Here is an 18,965-nt window from a genome sequence, read left to right as displayed (position 1 = left end):
ATCAGCGTGCAGACTGGAAACGGTCTGTAGTCGCTGAGACCGTCGCCGGCATCCGCCGTCAGCGCTTTCCGAAAAGACGGACAACGTCTCCCGAACCAGCGCTAGCATCGGCATCCGGCGGAACGGGGGGATCATGACGGCGTTCTCAAGGCTCGAACGTCTCGGATTCGATCCGTCGATCCCCAACGAAGCCCGCATGTACGACTACTTCGTGGGCGGCAAGGACAACTTCGCCGCCGACCGGAAGGCCGCGCGGCGAGCCCTGGAGTTCGCGCCCGAGCTTCCCATCCTGTGCCGTGAGGGCCGGCGGTTCCTCGACCGGGCGGTGCGCTACCTGGCCGGCGCCGGGATCCGGCAGTTCGTCGACATCGGCTGCGGCCTGCCGACGCAGGGCGGCGTCCACGAGATCGCCCGGGCCGCGGCGCCCGATTCGCGTGTGGCCTACGTCGACAACGATCCGGTGGTCGTCGTCCACTCCGAGGCCCTGCTGGAGGGCGACGAGCGGGCCACGGTCATCGAGGCCGACATGCGCGACCCTGATCAGGTTCTCAGCCATCCCCGGCTGAAGAGTCTGATCAACCTGGACGAGCCGGTCGCGATCCTGCTGCTCTCCACGCTGGTCGTCATCCCCGACGACGCGCTCGTGACCCACATCGTCCGGCGGCTACGCGACGCCGTCGTCCCGGGCAGCTACGTGACCATCGCCCATAGCGTCTCCGACGTACGGCCCGAGGCCACCGCGAAGCTCGCCGCCCTCTACCAGGACCACGGGGTGGTATCCGGCCCGCGCCGCGACCAGCTCCGCACGAAGGCCGAAATCGAGGAGCTCTTCGAGGGCCTGTCCCTGGTCGAGCCTGGTGTCGTCTACGTCACGGCGTGGCGGCCTGACCCAGGAGAACAGCCCGGCGACCCCGAGGCGGTCTGGTCCGTCGGCGGCATCGGCCTCAAGGCCCCCTGAGGCCGGCTGGCCGTGCCCGGTCCGCGTCTTCCCAGCTCACAGGCGTAACCTTGCGGAAGATGGCCTCGACGTAGCCCCGGACACCGCGAAGGCGCCGTGTCGGCGAGCCGGTGGCGTGGGTCCTACCGCCTCGATGGAGTCCTCAATGTCCGCTACCGCCACCCTCAGCGCACCCCGGGCGACCGGTGCGGCTCCGCTGCTGGTCACCGTGCTCGGCCTGCTGTCGGCGTTCCAGCCGTTCGCCCTGTACATGTACCTGCCGGGCCTGGTCCCTCTCGCGCGCGACCTGGGCGCCTCAGCCGTGGGCGCGCAGCTGACCATCAGCGCGTTCCTCCTCGGGCTGGCGCTGGGCCAGTTCTCCGCCGGGCCGCTGTCCGACCGCCTCGGCAGGCGAACGCCGCTTCTGGCCTGCCTGGCCGTGTGCGCGGCGGCGGGGGCCGTGTGCGCCCTCACCCCCACCCTCGGGGTGCTGATCGGGGCGCGGTTCGTCCAGGGGCTCGCCGGGTCGGCCGCGATCGTCGTCGGCCGCGCCATCGTCGCCGACACCATGCGGGGCAGGGACGCCGCGCGCGCCTTCGGCGTCCTCATGGCCGTCCTCGGCGTCGCGTCCGTCGTCGCCCCGCTCGCCGGGGGGATCGTGGCGGGCACGGCGGGCTGGCGCGGGGTGTTCGCGGCGCTCGCCCTGCTGGCGCTGCTGATGTTCCTCGCCGCCCTGGTCGCCGTCCCCGAGACGCTGCCGGAGCACCAGCGCGCCGTGGACCTCCACGCGACCACCCGGACGGTCCGCGCCCTGCTGCTCGACGGGCCCTTCCTCGGCTACGCGCTGGCGTTCACCTTCGCCTTCGGCGCCCTGATGGCGTACGTGGCCGCGTCGCCCTTCGTATTCGAGAACCTCTTCGGCCTGACGACGGCCACCTTCTCGCTCGCCTTCGCCCTCAACGCGCTGGGGCTGATCCTCGTCAGCACGGTCAACTCCAGGCTGGTGTACCGGTTCTCCCCGCGCCGGCTGCTGCGGACCGGGCTGGCCGTCCTGTTCGTGGCCTCCGCCGCGCTTTGGGTGCTGGCCGTGACCGGGCGGCTGTCGGAGGTGACGGGCCTGCCGCTGCTGCTCGTCGCGGTGTCCTCGCTCGGGCTGGTGCTGGGCAACGCGGGCTCCCTCGCGCTCGGGCGGGATCCTCACGCCGCAGTGACCGCCTCGGCCCTGCTGGGGACCTCGCAGTTCGCGTTCGGCGCGCTGGTGGCGCCGCTGGCCGGCCTGCTCGGCGATCGCAGCGCCGTGCCCTTGGCCTTGGCGATGGCCGTCTGCGCGGTGCTCGCCCTGTCGGCGCTGGCGCTCACCCGCGACACGCTGGAGCTCACACTGGGCGAGCCGCCGGATGCCGGCCGTACCGGCATGAGGTCTTGCGATCAAAAGGGCTGAAGCCCACACTCGAAACGGGCAAGGCCCGTCTGACAAGGGCGCCCGGGGGTGGTCTTCGTGTACGAAGGGTTCAGCACGAGCGAGATCTGGCCGTTCGAGTGTCCTCGCTGCCTGATGGTGTGGGAGGAGGAGTACGTCGTCCGGCATCTCACCGACGGCCACGGCAACGTAGCGGACGTCTGGCTCCACGCCGGGTTCCAGGTCCAGCCGCCGTGGTCGGGCGCGCACTGCCCGGGCTGCGGCGACACCGGGGTGAAGTCGTTCCCCAGAGGATATCTCGCACGACATCCGGAGCTGCGGCCCGCCCGTCCCGTCCCCGCGACCGCGCCCGCGCCCGCCCTGGGCGATCCGGCGCCGTCCCTCGCCTCACCCGGGCGGCGCTTCCCGCTGAGGGCTCCGGCCATGCTGTACGCCGCGATCGGCCTGTCGATCCTTCTCTTCGCGAGCATCGAGCTCTTCGAGATCCTCAGGGCGACCCACCGCGTGCATTGAGAGGGCCGCCCTCGCCGGGCCGGGGAAAAAACTTTACGGACGTCCGGCGGCGTGACTGTCAGCGGTACGGCGCACCACTGACACGCAGGGCAGACCCGCCACCCCCGTCATGATCTCGAATGATTACGGACCGTTGGTACCGTCCAGACGATCGAGCCCCAATATGTCAGCGATCTCACGGCAGGCAGATCGGTCTCCATCCGCGCGTCGCGGCGAATCAGACTTAACTTTTGCCCCATACCCCGTAAAATCCGCCGATGTGAACGATGGTCATCACGCTCCACAGGAGCTCCCGGTCCGCGAACGCTCGTTCCGGACCAGCTCCGGCCGGCACCGGCGGCCGGTGCCCGCGCAGTTGCCTCCGGACGCGCCCGCGCTCGTGCTGGCCGCACCGGGCACCGCCGGCGACGTCCCCGCGGCCGTCAAGACCATTGTCTGCGTCGAGCATCCCCAGCTCGACGTGCGCCTGATCCATCTCGGCGACAGCAAGACCAGCCTGGCGGAGACGCTCACCGAGTGCGCCTCCGACCGGCCGAAGGAGTCGCCGGCCGCCATCGTGGTCCCCCTCGTGACCGGGCCGCACCAGCAGGTCTACCGGGCCATCCGGGAGGCCGTCGCCGACAGCGACGTCCTGACGACCATCGCCGACCCCCTCGGCCCGCACCCCCTGCTCGCCGAGGCGCTGCACGTCAAGCTCTCCGAGAGCGGCCTCGCGCGAGCCGACCGCATGCGCCTGTTCAACATCGCGGCCCCGGTCGACGGCATCATCGTCGCCACGGTCGGCGGCCAGGAGGCCGTGCGGGCCGCGGACGCGACGGTCGTCCTGCTGGCCGCGCGGCTCACGCTTCCCGTGGTGGCGGCCTCGCTGGACGCCTCCCCCGGCGTCGGGGACGCCGCCCAGCGGCTGCGCAACATCGGCGCCTCACGCCTGGCCCTGGCCCCGTTCCTCATCGGCCCCGAGATCGACCCGCAGAAGATCACGACGGCGGCCGAGTCGGTGGGCGCGGGGTGCGCGGAGCCGCTCGGCGCCCACAGCGCGGTGGCCCAGCTCGTCGCGCTCAGCTACGGAAGCTCCCTCACCGGCGTCGACCCCGACCAGTGACGCCCGGCCGCCCGCTCAGCACCGGAGCGGGCCCGGCCGGTGACGTCAGGTCATCCGCCACGAACCGGAGCGGGCCCGGCCGGTGACGTCAGGGCACCCCGCTCAGAACCGGAGCGGGCCCGGCCGGTGACGTCAGGGCACCCCGCTCAGAACCGGAGCGGGGCCGGCCAGGTGTGCACCGGCTGGTCGGTGAAGGCCAGGTCGCGGTAGCGCGCCAGCATGGACGCCCGGGCGCCCGGCTCCTCTCCCAGCGCGGCCAGCGCCTCGCGCTGCCAGACCGCTCCGGTGCGGCGCAGCACGACGCGCTCACGGATGATCGAGAGCAGCCTGGACGCCTCGGCGTCGTCCACCCCGGCCGCCGCCAGGCCCTCCGCGGCCACCGGCAGCAGTCCGAGGACCAGCTCCGCGGCCGGGGCGGGGTCCGTACGTCCCGGCCAGGCGAGCGTGGCGTCCAGCCCGTTGCGGGCGGCGCGGTAGAAGTTGCGGTAGGCGTCGGCGAAGGGGAACCCCTCGATCCAGTCGGGCCCGGCCGCCGTCGCGACCACGAGCCCGAGCAGGAGCGCCGCGTTGGCCGCCATGTCCGCGCAGGTGGGCCCGGCCGGCAGGGCGCGGAGCTCGACGCGCAGGTGCCCGCCGCCCGCAGGGTCGTAGACGGGCCGGTTCCACTGCCACACCGTGCCCTGGTGGAGCCGCAGCTCCGCGAGCCGGGGCACGCCACCGCCCCGTACGGTCGTGAGCGGGTCCTCGTCGTCCATCACGGGCATGACCGGCTCGTACTCGCGGACACTCAGCTCGAACAGCTCCTCAGCGCCGCTCACGACCCAGCCTGAGCCGAAGCACACGCGGCCGTCCACCCGCCACGGGCGCTCCATGTCACGGTCGTCCGCCGAGGCCTCGAACAGCGCGATGCGGGTCTCCTCCCACAGATCGCGGCCGAGGAAGGACGGGGAGTTGCCGCTGACCGCGAGCACCGGGCCGATGGCGAGCTGGGCGGCGTTGTACACGCGCGCGAAGTCGGCGGGAGGCGTGCGCAGGTGCACCTGCCAGGAGGTGTTGGCGCTCTCCAGGATGACGTCCTCCACCTCCAGCTCCAGGCGCTCGACGCCGTGGATCTGGACGCGGAACGGCTCGGCGCGCACCCGCCGCATCCCCCGGCTGAGCGCCCGGTAGCGGGTCTCGTCGCTCAAGGCGTCGCGGGTGAAGTCGAACTCGCTGAGCGTGGGCAGGATGCCGATGGGCACCACCCGGCCGCCCTGCGAGCGGGCGGCCTTGTCGACCAGGAGCATCAGGTCGCGCGCCTCGGCCGCCAGAGCCGTGAAGGGCCGCCCGGCCAGCGGCAGGGGGGTCAGGTTGACCTCCAGGTTGAAGCTGCCCAGCTCCAGGACCACCCGGTCGTCCCCCGCCGCCGCGCGGACCTCCTTGTTGCGGCGCAGCGGGCGGCCGTCCCCGTCGATCAGGAAGAGCTCCAGCTCGGCGCCGACGGTCGCGGGCCCGGCGCCGAACGCGGGCCTGGTCAGCAGCTCGCGAAGCGCCAGGAGGGAGTCCTTCAGGCGCTCCCCGAAACGCCCGTACTCCGCCTCGGAGAACCGCTCCTTGGCCACTTGCTGTCCCATCGCTTCCCCCACAGGTGCAGGTCCCGGTCTCCCCCTCCCTCTCCCGGGGAACCCGTTTCATGCCTCCTACCTCGGCGCGCGTGCCTCGCGGAGCGCGGCGAGCCGCTCGCGGTAGCGCTCCACGCCCGCGAGCTTCACCTGCTCGTACCCCCGGATGAGGTCGGGCAGCCCGGCCAGCTCCACCGCCCGCTCGTGCGTGGTGGCGGTGAGCCCTGATACGCACTCCTCGACCAGGGCGGCGTACTCCTCGACGAGCCCTCTTTCGACTTTACGGAGGTGGGCGTGGCCGAAGGGGTCCCAGGGGGTCCCGCGCAGGCCGCGCATGGCGTACAGGAGCCGGAACGCCGGGCGGAACCACGGCCCGAGGGAGATCTTGCGGCGCAGGCCGATCGCCCGCAGCAGCGGCGGGTGCAGGCGCCAGCGCACCTTCGCGCCGGCCCCGAAGCGCTCGTCGATGTCCGCCTGGACCGCCGGGTCCAGGCAGAGCCGCGCGACCTCGTACTCGTCCTTGTAGGCCATCAGCTTGTGCAGGTGCCGCGCGACGGCCTCGGCCAGCGTGGTCTCCCCGGTCACCGCCGCCTCGGCCTCCCGGACCCGCCCGACGAGCTGGGCGTACCGCTCGGCGTAGCGGGCGTCCTGGTAGGCGATCAGCTCGGGCACGCGCACGGTGACGAGCCGTTCGAGCTCGCTTCCCGGCTCGGCCTTGACCATGTCGATCAGCGCCTCGGCCTCGGTGCCGGGCGTCACGGGCGTGCCGGCCGGCTCGCCGGGCGGCGAGGCCAGGAGGCCCGGGTCCCCGGGGGCGTGGACGACGTGCCTGCCGAGCCGGAAGGCCCGCATGTTGGCCGCCACGGCGACGCCGTTGAGCTCGATCGCGCGCTCCAGCGACGCGGCGGAGACGGGCAGCGCCCCGGCCTGGTACGCGGCGCCCAGCAGGACCAGGTTGACGTGCTGGTCGTCGCCGAGCAGCCGCCCGGCGAGCTCCTGCGCGTCGATCACCACGGAGTCCTCGCCCCGGGATGCCGACACCACGCGGTCCACCACGTCGTTGGCCCGGGGGAAGGCCAGGCCCGGGTCGGCGACCATGCGGCCGGTCGGGACCTCGGCCGTGGAGAGCACCGTGACCGTCCGCAGGGGCGACGCCACGGCGAGGTTGGCCGCGTCGGCCGCGACGAGCAGGTCGGCGGCGAGGTAGAGGTCGCAGCCGCCCTCGGCGATCTTGTTGGACTCCTCGGCCGGCTCGGTGGTGATCTTGACGTCGGAGACGACCGCGCCGCCCTTCTGCGCCAGGCCCGTCTGGTCGAGGCTCCTGACGTGCCTGCCGTCGAGCGTCGCCGCGACCGAGATGATCTGGGCGAGCGTGACCACGCCCGTACCGCCGACCCCGGTGATCCGCATGGCGAACCGGTCGGCCGGCACACTCGGCACCGGCTCTGGAGCCTCCTCCGGCGGCTCCCACAGCCGGGCGGCCCTCGGCTTGCGCTCGCGGGCGTCCCCGGCCGGGGTGACGGTGAGGAAGGACGGGCAGTCGCCGTCCAGGCAGGAGTAGTCGACGTTGCAACTCGCCTGGTGGATGCGGGTCTTGCGGCCGAACTCCGTCTCCACCGGCTGCACGGAGAGGCAGTTGGACTTCGCCCCGCAGTCGCCGCAGCCCTCGCAGACCCGCTCGTTGACGACCACCCGCGTCGCGGGGGCCACCGCCTTGCCGCGCCGTCGCTTGCGCCGCTTCTCTGCCGCGCACTCCTGGTCGTGTACGAGCACGGTGACGCCGTCGACGGCGGCCAGCGTCTCCTGCGCCCGGTCCAGCAGGTCGCGGTGCCAGACCTCGGCCCCGGCCGCGAGCCGTACGCCCCGGTAGCGGGCCGGGTCCTCGGTCGTGACGATGATCTTCCGTACGCCCTCGGCGGCGAGCAGGCGGGTGATCTCGGGGACGGCCATGCCGCCGACGGCCCGCTGGCCTCCGGTCATGGCCACCGCCGAGTTGTACAGCAGCTTGAAGGTGATGCGGCTGCCCGCCGCCACCGCCGCCCGTACGGCGAGGCTGCCGGAGTGCAGGAAGGTGCCGTCGCCGATGTTCTGCACGAGGTGGTCGCGGTCGAGGAAGGGCTCCATGCCGATCCACTGCGCGCCCTCGCCGCCCATCTGGGTGAGCCCGCTGACCTCGCCAGCCTGCGACTCGTCCATGAACAGGACCATGGTGTGACAGCCGATGCCGGCGCCCACCAGCGTGCCCTCGGGCACCTTGGTGGAGCGGTTGTGCGGGCACCCCGAGCAGAAGTACGGCGTGCGCGGCATGACGGGGAGAAGCTGGATGGACTCCCTGCGCGCACGCGGCGGCGGCTCGACGCCGAGGCGCCGGGCCAGCCTGCGGGCGATCAGGTCGGGTCCCAGCTCGCCGCCCATGGGGAACAGCGCGCGGCCGTCCTCGTCCGACTTGCCGAGGACGGCGGGACGGCCGGGAGTCGCGTACAGCAGCTCCTTGATCTGCTGCTCGACGAACGAGCGCTTCTCCTCGACGACCACGATCTCCCGGAGCCCCTCGGCGAACTCCCTGACCGTGCGGCCGTCGAGGGGCCAGGGCATGCCGAGGCGCAGCAGGCGGATCCCCCGGCGCTCCAGCTCGTCGTCCGCGAGGCCGAGCATCGCGAGCGCCTCCCGCAGGTCGAGGTAGGTCTTGCCCGCCGCCACCAGCCCGATCGTGTCGCCCGACCGCCCGGCCGTGACGCGGTTGAGCCCGTTCTCGTGGCCGTAGGCGCGGGCGATCTCCAGCCGGGCGAGGTGCGCCGAGCGCTCCAGCTCCAGCGGGACCGGGTTCAGCATGCGCGTGGTCGGCACGTGGCGGTACGGCCGGCCGTCGAGCTCCACGTCGGGCAGCACCGGCCACGGCCGTTCGGCGGGAAGCTCCACGGTCGCCGACCCGTCGGCCACGTTGGTCACGATCTTCATGGCGGCCCACAGGCCGCTGTGCCGGGACAGGGCGAACCCGTGCAGGCCGAGGTCGAGGATGTCGGCGGGGTCGGCCGGGTAGAGGATCGGCAGCAGCAGGTCGGCCAGCGCCGCCTCGGAGGCGCAGGCCACGGTCGAGGACTTCGACACCGGGTCGTCCCCGACGAGCGCGAGCACCCCACCGTGGCGGTGGGTGCCGGCCAGGTTGGCGTGCCTGATGGCGTCGGTGGCGCGGTCGAGGCCGGGGGCCTTGCCGTACCAGATCCCGAAGACCCCGTCGTGGCGGAAGCCCGCGAGGGTCGCGGCGGTCTGCGTACCGCCGACCGAGGTGGCCGCCAGTTCCTCGTTGAGCCCCGGCCGGTGGAGGACCTGGTGCTCGTCGAGCAGCGCGCGGTTGCGTCCCAGCTCCAGGTCGTAGCCGCCCAGCGGCGAGCCCTGGTAGCCGGAGACGAACCCCGCCGTGTCCAGCCCCGCCTCCCGGTCGCGCCGCCGCTGGTCGAGCGGGAGCCTCACCAGTGCCTGGATGCCGGTCAGGTGGACACGGCCTTCCTTGCGGCCGTACCGGTCCTTGAGCCGGAAATCCACGTGCGCCTCCTTGAATTCGTTACATCCACGATCCTCCTGATCGTCCCGCAGGCGAATCGGATGATCGACAGAAACGTACGCGGTTCTTGGAGCCGAAGGCCCTTGACAGGGTGGACGGAGGTCCGCCGAAAGCCTGTTCCCGCTCGACGCGGGCGCGGTGTGGCCGCGCGGAGTGAGAACGCGATCACCTGAAGCCATTGACTCCGCCCACCCGAGTCGGTATGCCTGGACAACGCCATTTGTTGGGTGAGGGCCCCTCGTGGGGAGGCGGTGGCAATGCGCGTGCTCGTGCACGCCTACCCGTGGGACGTGATCGGCGATCCGCTGTTCACCGGACGGGTGCAGGCGCTCGGCTGCGACGGGGTGAACCTCGCCGCGAGCTACCACACGGTCAGGGCCGCGACTCCCTGGCATCCCGAACGGGCCTATCTCGACGCCAGGCACTCCGCGCTCTACCGGCCCGTCCGCGAGGAGGCATGGGCGGGCAGGCGCCTGGTGCCGGCCACTGCCGGCTGGATGGACGAGCCCGACTCCTTCGGCACGGCCGCGCGCACCCTCACCGACGCCGGGGTCCCGGTGACGGCCTGGATCGTGCTCACGCACAACTCCCGCCTCGGCGAGGCGCATCCGGACGTCGGCGTGGTCAACTGCTTCGGGCAGCCCTATCCCTGGGCGCTGTGCCCCTCGCACGCCGAGGTGCGCGAGTACGCCGCCACGCTGGCCGCCGAGGCCGTACGCGATCTTCCGCTCGCCGGAGTGCTCCTGGAGGCCTGCGGGCAGCTCGGGGCCGACCACGGTGGCCACCACGACAAGACGGACGGCGCCTACGACGCGCGGGCCCGGCGCATGCTGTCGGTCTGCTGCTGCGCGGCCTGCCAGGCCGCCTGGACCGAGCGCGGCGTCGACGCCGAGCGGGCCGTGCGCGACCTGCGCGCCGCCGTACGGTCCCACGAGCACGACCTCGACCCCGCCATGACGGCCACGCTCCTGGCCGTACGCCACGAGGCGGCGGACGAGCTGCGCCACCAGGTCGTCGAGGCGCTCCCCGGGCTCAAGGTCGGCCTGCACGCCAGTCCCGACCCGTGGGCCACCGGCGCCAACCCCGGGCTCACTCCGCACGCGGGCAAGGATGTGGACATCGTCGTGGTGCAGTGCTGGCCGACGGGTCCCGAGTCCCCCGACAGGGTGCGGCTCGCGCACCACATGCTGCCCGAGGAGGTGGCGGTCGGCGCCTACGTGACCGTGCTGCCTCCGGTACGGCCCGAGGAGACCACCGCGCACGTCCGGCGGCTGGCCGAGGCGGGAGCGCAGGAGATCCACCTCTACCACGCGGGCCTCGCCGGGCCCTCGCGCCACGGCCTCCTCGCCGACGCCACCCGCGCCGCCGCCCTCTGATACCAGGGCCACCCCCCGATATCGTGATATATCAGGATACGAGGTGGTGACCAATGCAGCGTCTGACGCCTGAGCGGTTGAGAAGCCACCGGTGGTACGGCACCGAGAGTCTCCGGTCCTTCAGCCACCGCGCCAGGACCCGCCAGCTCGGCCTGTCCGCCGAGGAGCACCTGGGCAGGCCCGTCATCGGCATCCTGAACACCTGGAGCGAGCTCAACCCCTGCCACATCCACCTGCGCGAGCGGGCGCAGGACGTCAAGCGCGGGGTGTGGCAGGCGGGCGGGTACCCCGTGGAGCTGCCGGTGATGTCGCTGTCGGAGACCTTCCAGAAGCCGACGACCATGCTCTACCGCAACCTGCTCGCCATGGAGACCGAGGAGGTCCTGCGGTCCTACCCCGTGGACGCCGCGGTGCTCATGGGCGGGTGCGACAAGACCACCCCGGCCCTGCTCATGGGCGCCATCAGCATGGACCTCCCGGCGATCTTCGTGCCGGCGGGGCCGATGATCCCCGGCAACTGGCACGGCGAGGTCCTCGGCAGCGGCAGCGACATGTGGCGCTACTGGGCCGACAAGCAGGCGGGGCTCGTCGGCGACGCCGAGATGAGCGGAGTCGAGGAGGGCATCGCCCGCTCCCCCGGCCACTGCATGACGATGGACCGCCTCCACCATGACCTCGGTAGCCGAGGTGCTCGGCATGACGCTGCCGGGCGCGGCCTCCATCCCCGCGGTGGCCTCCGCCCACAACCGGATGGCCGCCGCGACCGGCAGGCGCGTCGTCGAGATGGCGTGGGAGGACCTGCGCCCGTCGGCGATCCTCAACGCCGAGGCGTACGCGGACGCCGTCACCGCCGTGCTGGCCCTCGGCGGCTCGACCAACGCCGTCATCCACCTCGTCGCCATGGCCCGCCGCAGCGGCGTCGAGCTCGCGCTCGACCACTTCGACGCGGCCTCCCTGCGCGTTCCCGTCCTCGCCGACCTGCGGCCGAGCGGCACGTACGTCATGGAGGACTTCTACCTGGCGGGCGGCCTGCCCGGCCTGCTGAGCCGGATCACGGACCTGCTCCACCTCGACCGGCCGACCGTCACCGGACACACCCTCGGCGAGGTGCTCGACGGGGCGGCCGTGTTCGACGACAAGGTCATCAGGACGCGCGGCAACCCGTTGTCCGCCGAGGGCGGCCTCGCCGTCCTGCGCGGCAACCTCGCCCCGGACGGCGCGGTGATCAAGCACGTCGCCGCCGACCCCCGGCTGCTCAAGCACACCGGGCCCGCGATGGTGTTCGACGGGCACCGCGACCTGATGCGGCGGATCAACGACGAGAGCCTGCCGATCACGGCCGACTCGGTGCTCGTGCTGCGCGGCGCGGGACCGCGCGGAGGCCCAGGGATGCCCGAGCACGGCATGCTCCCCATACCGGACCGGCTGCTCAAGATGGGGGTGCGCGACATGCTGCGCATATCCGACGCCCGCATGAGCGGCACCAGCTACGGCGCCTGCGTGCTGCACGTCGCACCGGAGTCCCACGTCGGCGGCCCGCTCGCGCTCGTACGGGACGGGGACCCGATCACCGTGGACGTCGGGGCCCGGCGCCTGTCCCTCGACGTCCCCGAGGAGGAACTGGCACGACGCCGCGCGTCCTTCCGGCCTCCCGAGACGGTGTTCCGGCGCGGGTACGGCTCGCTCTACGACGCCCACATCCTGCAGGCGAACGAGGGCTGCGACTTCGACTTCCTCGCCGGCAGCGGAGGCGCCCCCGAACCCGACACGGAGTGAGACGCGGGGCGGCTCGCGGCGGGGGACGGCGTGGGCGGCGGGGGTGAAGGTGCGCGACGATATACCGGTGTACAACATGGCAGACGATCCGGTCCTGCGGCCGGTCGCGAGGGCGACCACGCGCACCGATCTGGTCGCCGACTCGATCCGGGCGGCCATCCTGTCCGGCCGGATCAGACCCGGCGAGACGCTGGTGGAGCGCCGGCTCGCCGAGCAGCTCGGCGTGTCCAAGACCCCGGTGCGGGAGGCCCTCATCGGGCTCGCCTCGACCGGCCTCGTCGTGATCAGTCCCAACCGCGGGGTCAGCGTACGGGTGCTGGACGCCGCCGACCTGCGTAAGGCCCAGGAGCTCCGCCTGCTCCTCGAACCGTGGGCGGTGGCGGGCGCCACGCGGACGGCCCGCCCGCAGACCGTACGCGACGCGCAAGAGGCGCTGGAGGGGGCCCGTGAGCTGCTGTCGGGGGACGACCCGACCTCCCTGAGCCTGGCCAACCGGCGCTTCCATCGCGCGCTCTACTCCGGCTGCGACAACGAGCTGGTCACCGCTCAGCTGGACAACCTGCAGGACCTCACCGCCGTCGGCACCGTCACCGTGCTGTGGAGGCACTGGCCGACCTGGCGGGAGGAGTTCGCCGAGCACGAGGCCATCCTCGCCGCCGCGCGGTCGGGCGACGCCGCCCTGGCCGAGCGGCTGACCAGGGCGCACATCAAGCGTTCCGTGACCCACCTGTCCCGCGACCCCGTCGAGAACCCGGCCCGGCGCCGCACCTGAGCCGGTGGGGGCCGTGCTCGGTTCAGCCTGCGCCTCCACCGCCGGGGAGGGTGTCGCGGTACCGGCGGAGGGTGTCCTCGTCGGGGGGATAGGTGCCGCGCAGCGGGGCGCCCGCCGCCACCTCCGCCTGGATGAAGTCCTCCAGGCGCTCCTGCTCCAGGGCGTCGCGCGCCACCTGCGCCGCGAGGTGGCGGGGCACGCAGACGACGCCCTCGGCGTCGGCCACGATGATGTCGCCGGGGTAGACGGGCACCTCGGCGCAGCCGATGGGGACCTGCAGGTCGACGGCGTGGTGGCGCGCGAGGTTGGTGGTCGCGCAGACCCCGGCGGCGAAGGCCGGCAGCTCCAGCTCGGCGAAGTACGGCGAGTCGCGCACCGCGCCATCGGTGACCAGCCCGGCAGCGCCGCGCCGCAGCAGGCGGGTCGCGAGGATGCCGCCGATCGACGCCGCGCGGGTCTGGCCCCGGCAGTCCATGACCAGCACCTGCCCCGGGCCGACCGACTCGACCGCGAGCCGCTGCGGGTGGTCGTAGTCCCTGAACACCGACAGCACGTCCAGATCCTCGCGCGCGGGGATGTGGCGCAGGGTGAACGCCTCCCCCACCATCCGCGTGTGCGCCGGGTTGAGGGGGCGCAGCCCGGCGAGGAAGGTGTTGCGCAGCCCCCGCGCGAACAGCTGCGTGGTCACCGTCGCCGTCGACACCTTCCGCAGCGCGTCGAACACCTCCGCCCCGATCTCCCCTGCCATCTCCACCTGTCCCGCCCTCCCGGACTTCTCGACGTGTCCCGCGTCCCCGGGCGTCCCGGCCCTCGCCTTCTGCCCGGTCGGATCTGCCTGCGGCTTTGCTACGGGGGTCTCGGCCTGCGGTCCGGCCCGATCGGTCATGACGCGCCGACCGGGAGCCGCGGGCCACCAGAGTGGCGTACGCCGGCCCGTCGACCTGCCCGAGCCCGTCGAACGGCGTCACCGGCACGGTCACCACCGACGCGAGCGCCCGCCTGACGTCATCCACCATCGAGATCTCCCCTTCGTGGGCTGTTGAGATCTGGTATATCAGTACATCATCACGTCCCTGGTCGGTCCGGCGAGGTCGAGCAGCGCCTCGCCGTACGGCCCGCGGCCGAGGACGCCCACCGCCTCGCCGGCCCTGGCCCGGCCGCCCGTACCGGCCGAGCCGACCGTGCTGAGCGGGGCTCACGAAGAGATTGAAATCGGTTTGAACCGGGTCTCAGAGCGCCGCGTACCTCCGTCCGTACGCACATGCAGACGACATAGGAGGCCTGATGCGGCCACGCATCGTCACGCTCTGCGCTGCGGCACTCGTCCTGGGCATTTCCACCGGCACGATCCCGGCGCACGCTGAGTCCACGCAGTCCAAGGAGTCCACCAAGACCACCACTCACACCAACACGCGATTCGCCGAGCTCCCCCTGATCTCGGACGTGGCGGGCAAGGCGGACGTCACCGACCCCAAGCTGGTCAACCCCTGGGGTCTCGCCATGGGCAAGACGCTGTGGGTCTCCAACGCGGGCACCGGCTCGGCGACCGTGTACTCGGGCGGGGCGAGCCAGCTCACCAAGGAGAAGACCGAGGTCGCCATCCCCGGCGGCACGCCGACCGGCCAGGTCTTCAACGGTGAGGAGGGCTTCGAGATCTCCAGCAAGGGCGTTTCCGGCCCGGCGACGTTCATCTTCGCCAGCCCCAGCGGCGCCATCACCGGCTGGAACGCCGAGGTCAACCCGGGCAGCGCGATCATCGCGGCGTTCACCCGCAAGGCCGACTACAAGGGCCTGGCGATGATGCGGACCAACCACGGCTCCTTCCTCCTCGCGGCCGACTTCGCCCACAACCGGATCCACGTCTTCGACGACGACTTCAGCCGCGTACGGCTGTCGAGGTGGGCCTTCGTGGACCGCGGCCTCCCCCGCGGCTACTCGGCCTACAACGTGGAGATCGTCGGAAACGCCGTCTACGTCGCCTACGCCAAGCGGGACCCGGAGACCGGCAAGTCGATCGCGGGCAAGGGCCTCGGCTTCATCAGCCGGTTCAACGCCTCCGGCCGGCTGACCGCCCGTGTCGCCGCCCGTGGCGCGCTCAACGCCCCCTGGGCGATGATCGCCGCACCGCAGGGCTTCGGCCAGTACGCCGGGGCGCTGCTCGTCGGCAACTTCGGTGACGGCTGGATCAACGCCTACAACCCGAGGAACGGCCGCTACCTCGGCCCGCTCCGCAAGGCCGACGGCAAGGCCATCGCGATCGAGGGCCTGTGGGACCTGGAGCAGGGAACCGCCGCCAGCGGTGGCGAGAACGCCCTGTGGTTCTCCGCCGGAATCCAGAAGGCCCAGCACGGCCTGGTCGGCCTGATCATGCCCGCGGACGCCGCGAACACCACCGCCACACCGTCCTCCTCTCCGAGCGCGTCGGCCTCGCCGACCGCCTCACCGACTTCCTCCTCCAACTCTTCGTACTAGCCAGAAGGGGGTGGGCGACCACCGGGACACTCACTCAGAGGGCTCCTTGAAACAGAGGATTCACATCTTTCCAACAGTTCAGCACGACCCGCCCGAATGAGCGGAAGTCGGCTGCGGGGTGGCGCGCCCCGCAGCCGGCTTTCGGTCGTTCGGACATCCCGCTCTCCGGGGGTTGTCCGGCGTCCCCCGGCTTCCGCGTGCCGGGCGGGCGGTCAGCTCAGCCGATGGCGCAGCTCACGCCGCCGAGGGTGAAGGACGCCGGCTTGCCGGTGTTACCCGTGTGGGTCGCCTGGAAGCCGAACCCCGTCGAGGCGCCCGGCGCGATGGTCGCGTTGTAACTGACGTTCTTCGCGGTGACCTGGCCGCTGGACGGTGAGACGGTGGCGTTCCACGCGGAGGTGACCACCTGCCCGCTTGGCAGGGTGAACGCCAGCGACCAGCTGTTGATCGGGGTGGTGCCGGTGTTGGCGAGGGTGACCTCGGCGGTGAACCCCGTGTTCCAGGTGTTCATCGTGTAGGTGACGCGGCAGGGTCCCGAGGCCGGAGGCGGGCTGACGGTGGGCGTGGCCGACGGGGTCGTCTGCGGGGTCGGCGGGGGCGTGCCCGACGGGGTGGCCGACGGGGTCGTCTGTGGAGTCGGCGGGGGCGTGACCCCGCCCGCGAGACCGAAGAACTGGATGGCCGCCGCGGCCATGCCGCTCGCCGGCAGGGTGTGCGCGGCCCCCTGGACGCTGATCGCCTCGACCGGGACGATGGTGCCGTTGCCGCCGTAGCGGGTACGGGTCCAGGTCGGCTGCGGGTGGTCGGTCAGCGAGGCCGTCTGGGTGAGACCGTGGACGTTGGTCCACTGCTTGATCTCTTCCTGGAAGTTCGGGTAGCGGAGGGTCGGGTCCTCGGTGCCGTGCCATACCTGCATCCGGGGACGGGCGCCGCTGTAGCCGGGGTAGGCCCCGCGCACGAGGTCGCCCCACTGCTGCGGGGTCTTGGTGATGGTGCCGTTGGCGCACGCGCTGTTCCAGCTGGAGCCGTCGGTGGTGGCGAAGCATCCGAACGGCACGCCCATGAAGGCCGCGCCGGCCTTGAACACGTCCGGATAGTCGCCAAGCAGGACGTTGGTCATCATGGCGCCCGAGGACGCGCCGGTGACGAACACCCGATCGGGATCGCCGTTGTTGTGCTGCTCGACGTACTTCACCATCGAGACGATGCCCACGGGATCGCTGCCGCCGTCGTGCTTCAACGCCTGCGGCGAGGAGACGTCGAAGCAACTGCCGCTTCTGGTCGCGGACGGGTAGACGACGATGAACCCGTACCGGTCGGCGAGGGAGGCGAACTCCGTTCCCGAGAAGAAGGCCGGGCCGGAGCCCGTGCAGTAGTGCACGGCGACCACGATGGCAGGCCGCGCCGCCACCGAGTCCGGCACGTACATGTGCATCCTCAGGCCGCTGGGGTTGTTGCCGAAGCCGGTCACCTCGGTCAGCGACGCGGGCGACGCCGGCGGCGCGGTGGCCAGGCCCGCGACGACCAGCGTCACGGCGGCCGCGAACGCGCCCAGCAGTTTGCTTCTGATCCTCATCCGTTCTCCTGCTCTCCGGTCCGCGTGGCGTTCTTTTGAAATATTCCGGAGTATCAGCCGGAATGTTTCAGCACACAAGACGCCATGTACGACGGCCGAATCAGCAGCGCGCGGACCTGCCGGGCATGCAAACCACCGGCTTGAAAGCGGTGAAACTTTCGGCCCGGATGAGGCCGTGCCCTACCGTCCGGTAGCGCGGGGGATGCCCGCGCTACCGGACGGTGCCGAACGCCAGGCCCGCGGCGAGGGCGATCACCAGGGACAGCACGACCAGGACCATGACCGAGGACAGCGGGTTGCGGCGGCGGGACGGCTGGAGCGCCGCGCGAACGGCGCGGATGCGGGGGGCCGGGGTGACCGCCGACGGTGTCGGGGCCGCCTCCGCCGGGGTCCGGGGCGCGGCGGGTGGTGTGCGCGGTGGCTGCACGACGGGCACGGCCGGACGGATCGACGGCGGAGGCGCCGGAACGCGGGACGGAGCCGGAACGCGGGGCGGGGCGGGGGCACGCGTCGGTGCCGGGGCACGCGTCGGGGCCGCGGTGGGGGTGGGTGGAGACGGTGGGGTGGGGGGCGGCGTCGGAACCGGGGGCGGGACCGGAGCGGGGGCGGGCGGCGGCGGCGGGACCGGCGCGGGCGCCGAGGGCGGGGAGGCCGGGTCATGGCAGATCGGAGGGTATCCGCCGATGCTGATGCCGACCCGCAGGCTCACCACCACGTCGACGTCGAGACAGACGGTGACGTCGGACGGAAGTACGCCCCCCGCCAGAACCGAGACGGCGGCCGGGAGGGGATGCGCGACGGTGCCCGCCGAGGCGGGGAGGGATCGGGCGGTGACGCCCGCCTGGGCCGAGACCGGAAGGGCGTGGGCGACCGTCCCGGCGGAGACAGGGAGGGCGTGCGCGGCCGTCCCGGCGGAGACGGGGAGGGGGTGGGCGGCCGTCCCGGCGGAGACGGGGAGGGGGTGGGCGACCGCCGGGGCGGGGGTGATTTCCAGGAGGCCTGCGAGCGGCAGGCTCGCCAGTGGCATCGCCAGGAGGGCCGCCGTGCGGGGCGAGGCCACGGTCACCCGCTCCACGGGATCCGCTGGAACTCCGTGAGCGCCGCGCTGAACGCGTCGGGCCCGACCGACAGCCCACTGGAGAACACGTGGGAGATCTGCCAGGTCAGGAAGACGCCGAACCCGAGCAGCCCCGCCATCACCACCAGCGGCACGAGCGTCTTGCCCCGGGGCCGGGCACCGGCCATGAACGGGAACACGATCACGATCAGGCCTGTGACGATGGTCAGGGGCAGCAGGCCCGCCGGAGGCGTGGCCCGCGCGTCCGCCGCTCTCTGGCGGCGGGCCGCCGACAGGTCTCTCACCTCGTCGAGGACGTCGGCCTTGGCGGACCTGGCGTCGTCGTCGTTCACGATCATGGCCGCCGCCTGTGTGCGCAGCGTCTCCAGGCGGGACGCGCCCTCCGCGCTGAGCCGGCCCGAGGCCATGAGCGGCCACTCCTTGTGGACCACGAACCCGACGTAGTCGCGCAGCTGCTGCTGCAACTGGGAACCGCCGGGAGCGGGAAGCCGGGCCGCGGACCAGTAGGTCTCCACGGCCGCCTGGCTCTCGGCGTAGGTGTTCTGGCGCGCGGCGTCGGCCGTCGTCCAGGGGACGACGATGGCGATGGCGAACACCAGCAAGAACAACGACGAGAGCATCGAGCCGGCGTGGCCGGCGGACGGGCCGTCCGGGACCAGGTCGTCCGTGCCGCTGCCGAGCCTGCGGAAAAGAAAGGCGGCGCCGGCCACCACGCCGATCGCCGCGGCCACTGCGAGTACGCAGACCAGCATGACCATCTCCATAGCTTCGTATTGGACG

13 protein-coding genes and 1 pseudogene are annotated in these 18,965 nt (G+C 72.5%); 8 read left to right on the top strand and 6 right to left on the bottom strand.

Annotation, left to right across the window (positions count from 1 at the left end):
- Positions 1-133 precede the first annotated feature (133 nt).
- From ACGFIV_RS07045 to ACGFIV_RS07030, 4 genes are all read left to right on the top strand, one after another.
- Entirely contained in the window at positions 134-958 is an 825-nt protein-coding gene (locus ACGFIV_RS07045) for an SAM-dependent methyltransferase (protein ID WP_392832750.1), read from the top strand.
- A gap of 145 nt (positions 959-1,103) precedes the next feature.
- A complete protein-coding gene (locus ACGFIV_RS07040) occupies positions 1,104-2,378 on the top strand; it encodes a multidrug effflux MFS transporter (RefSeq protein ID WP_358556178.1) in 1,275 nt (424 codons plus the stop codon).
- Positions 2,379-2,435: 57 nt separating this feature from the next.
- Entirely contained in the window at positions 2,436-2,870 is a 435-nt protein-coding gene (locus ACGFIV_RS07035; protein WP_358556176.1) for a hypothetical protein, read from the top strand.
- A gap of 259 nt (positions 2,871-3,129) precedes the next feature.
- Positions 3,130-3,972, top strand: a complete 843-nt coding sequence (locus ACGFIV_RS07030) for a hypothetical protein (protein ID WP_358556174.1) — start codon at positions 3,130-3,132, stop codon at positions 3,970-3,972.
- Between the two features lie 146 nt (positions 3,973-4,118).
- Here the strand turns inward: ACGFIV_RS07030 and ACGFIV_RS07025 are convergent, their stop codons facing one another.
- Together ACGFIV_RS07025 and ACGFIV_RS07020 are read right to left on the bottom strand one after the other, a co-directional pair.
- Positions 4,119-5,585, bottom strand: a complete 1,467-nt coding sequence (locus ACGFIV_RS07025) for a glutamate--cysteine ligase (RefSeq protein ID WP_358556171.1) — start codon at positions 5,583-5,585, stop codon at positions 4,119-4,121.
- A 66-nt stretch (positions 5,586-5,651) separates the two neighbouring features.
- The gene (locus ACGFIV_RS07020) at positions 5,652-9,116 is read right to left on the bottom strand and encodes an indolepyruvate ferredoxin oxidoreductase family protein (protein ID WP_358556168.1); all 3,465 of its coding nucleotides are present in this window, start codon (positions 9,114-9,116) and stop codon (positions 5,652-5,654) included.
- A gap of 276 nt (positions 9,117-9,392) precedes the next feature.
- Here ACGFIV_RS07020 and ACGFIV_RS07015 point away from each other — a divergent pair, with 276 nt between their 5' ends.
- From ACGFIV_RS07015 to ACGFIV_RS07005, 3 genes and pseudogenes are all read left to right on the top strand, one after another.
- On the top strand, positions 9,393-10,511 hold the full coding sequence (locus ACGFIV_RS07015; protein ID WP_392832743.1) for a hypothetical protein: 1,119 nt from the start codon (positions 9,393-9,395) through the stop codon (positions 10,509-10,511).
- A 53-nt stretch (positions 10,512-10,564) separates the two neighbouring features.
- Positions 10,565-12,287, top strand: a pseudogene (araD, locus tag ACGFIV_RS07010) (L-arabinonate dehydratase).
- 76 nt (positions 12,288-12,363) lie between these two features.
- On the top strand, positions 12,364-13,059 hold the full coding sequence (locus ACGFIV_RS07005; protein ID WP_358556193.1) for a GntR family transcriptional regulator: 696 nt from the start codon (positions 12,364-12,366) through the stop codon (positions 13,057-13,059).
- Between the two features lie 22 nt (positions 13,060-13,081).
- Here the strand turns inward: ACGFIV_RS07005 and ACGFIV_RS07000 are convergent, their stop codons facing one another.
- A complete protein-coding gene (locus ACGFIV_RS07000; RefSeq protein ID WP_392832740.1) occupies positions 13,082-13,945 on the bottom strand; it encodes a ribonuclease activity regulator RraA in 864 nt (287 codons plus the stop codon).
- A gap of 398 nt (positions 13,946-14,343) precedes the next feature.
- Between ACGFIV_RS07000 and ACGFIV_RS06995 the strand changes: the two genes are divergently transcribed.
- Positions 14,344-15,531, top strand: a complete 1,188-nt coding sequence (locus tag ACGFIV_RS06995; protein WP_358556156.1) for a TIGR03118 family protein — start codon at positions 14,344-14,346, stop codon at positions 15,529-15,531.
- 217 nt (positions 15,532-15,748) lie between these two features.
- Here ACGFIV_RS06995 and ACGFIV_RS06990 read toward each other — a convergent pair whose 3' ends face one another.
- The 3 genes from ACGFIV_RS06990 to ACGFIV_RS06980 form a co-directional block, all read right to left on the bottom strand.
- A complete protein-coding gene (locus ACGFIV_RS06990; RefSeq protein WP_392832736.1) occupies positions 15,749-17,107 on the bottom strand; it encodes a PHB depolymerase family esterase in 1,359 nt (452 codons plus the stop codon).
- A gap of 211 nt (positions 17,108-17,318) precedes the next feature.
- Positions 17,319-18,182 carry a hypothetical protein gene (locus ACGFIV_RS06985; RefSeq protein WP_392832733.1) on the bottom strand — a complete coding sequence of 288 codons (864 nt, stop codon included), beginning with the start codon at positions 18,180-18,182 and terminating at the stop codon, positions 17,319-17,321.
- Positions 18,170-18,937 carry a hypothetical protein gene (locus ACGFIV_RS06980; RefSeq protein WP_392832731.1) on the bottom strand — a complete coding sequence of 256 codons (768 nt, stop codon included), beginning with the start codon at positions 18,935-18,937 and terminating at the stop codon, positions 18,170-18,172. Before ACGFIV_RS06980 ends, ACGFIV_RS06985 begins: the two co-directional genes overlap by 13 nt.
- Between the last annotated feature and the right edge of the window lie 28 nt (positions 18,938-18,965).

Source organism: Sphaerisporangium sp. NPDC049003 (genome assembly GCF_043197795.1).
In the GTDB taxonomy this organism is placed as follows: domain Bacteria; phylum Actinomycetota; class Actinomycetes; order Streptosporangiales; family Streptosporangiaceae; genus Sphaerisporangium.
The sequence above is the reverse complement of the archived record's forward strand: the minus strand, read 5'-3'. Positions and strand labels throughout refer to the sequence as shown.

What these genes read in the sequence shown, in the direction of transcription:
- ACGFIV_RS07045 (WP_392832750.1), top strand. Translation starts at nt 134, where the DNA reads ATGACGGCGTTCTCAAGGCTCGAACGTCTCGGATTCGATCCGTCGATC.
- ACGFIV_RS07040 (WP_358556178.1), top strand. Translation starts at nt 1,104, where the DNA reads ATGTCCGCTACCGCCACCCTCAGCGCACCCCGGGCGACCGGTGCGGCT.
- ACGFIV_RS07025 (WP_358556171.1), bottom strand. Translation starts at nt 5,585, where the DNA reads ATGGGACAGCAAGTGGCCAAGGAGCGGTTCTCCGAGGCGGAGTACGGG.
- ACGFIV_RS07015 (WP_392832743.1), top strand. Translation starts at nt 9,393, where the DNA reads ATGCGCGTGCTCGTGCACGCCTACCCGTGGGACGTGATCGGCGATCCG.
- ACGFIV_RS07005 (WP_358556193.1), top strand. Translation starts at nt 12,364, where the DNA reads ATGGCAGACGATCCGGTCCTGCGGCCGGTCGCGAGGGCGACCACGCGC.
- ACGFIV_RS07000 (WP_392832740.1), bottom strand. Translation starts at nt 13,945, where the DNA reads ATGACCGATCGGGCCGGACCGCAGGCCGAGACCCCCGTAGCAAAGCCG.
- ACGFIV_RS06995 (WP_358556156.1), top strand. Translation starts at nt 14,344, where the DNA reads ATGCGGCCACGCATCGTCACGCTCTGCGCTGCGGCACTCGTCCTGGGC.
- ACGFIV_RS06990 (WP_392832736.1), bottom strand. Translation starts at nt 17,107, where the DNA reads ATGAGGATCAGAAGCAAACTGCTGGGCGCGTTCGCGGCCGCCGTGACG.
- ACGFIV_RS06980 (WP_392832731.1), bottom strand. Translation starts at nt 18,937, where the DNA reads ATGCTGGTCTGCGTACTCGCAGTGGCCGCGGCGATCGGCGTGGTGGCC.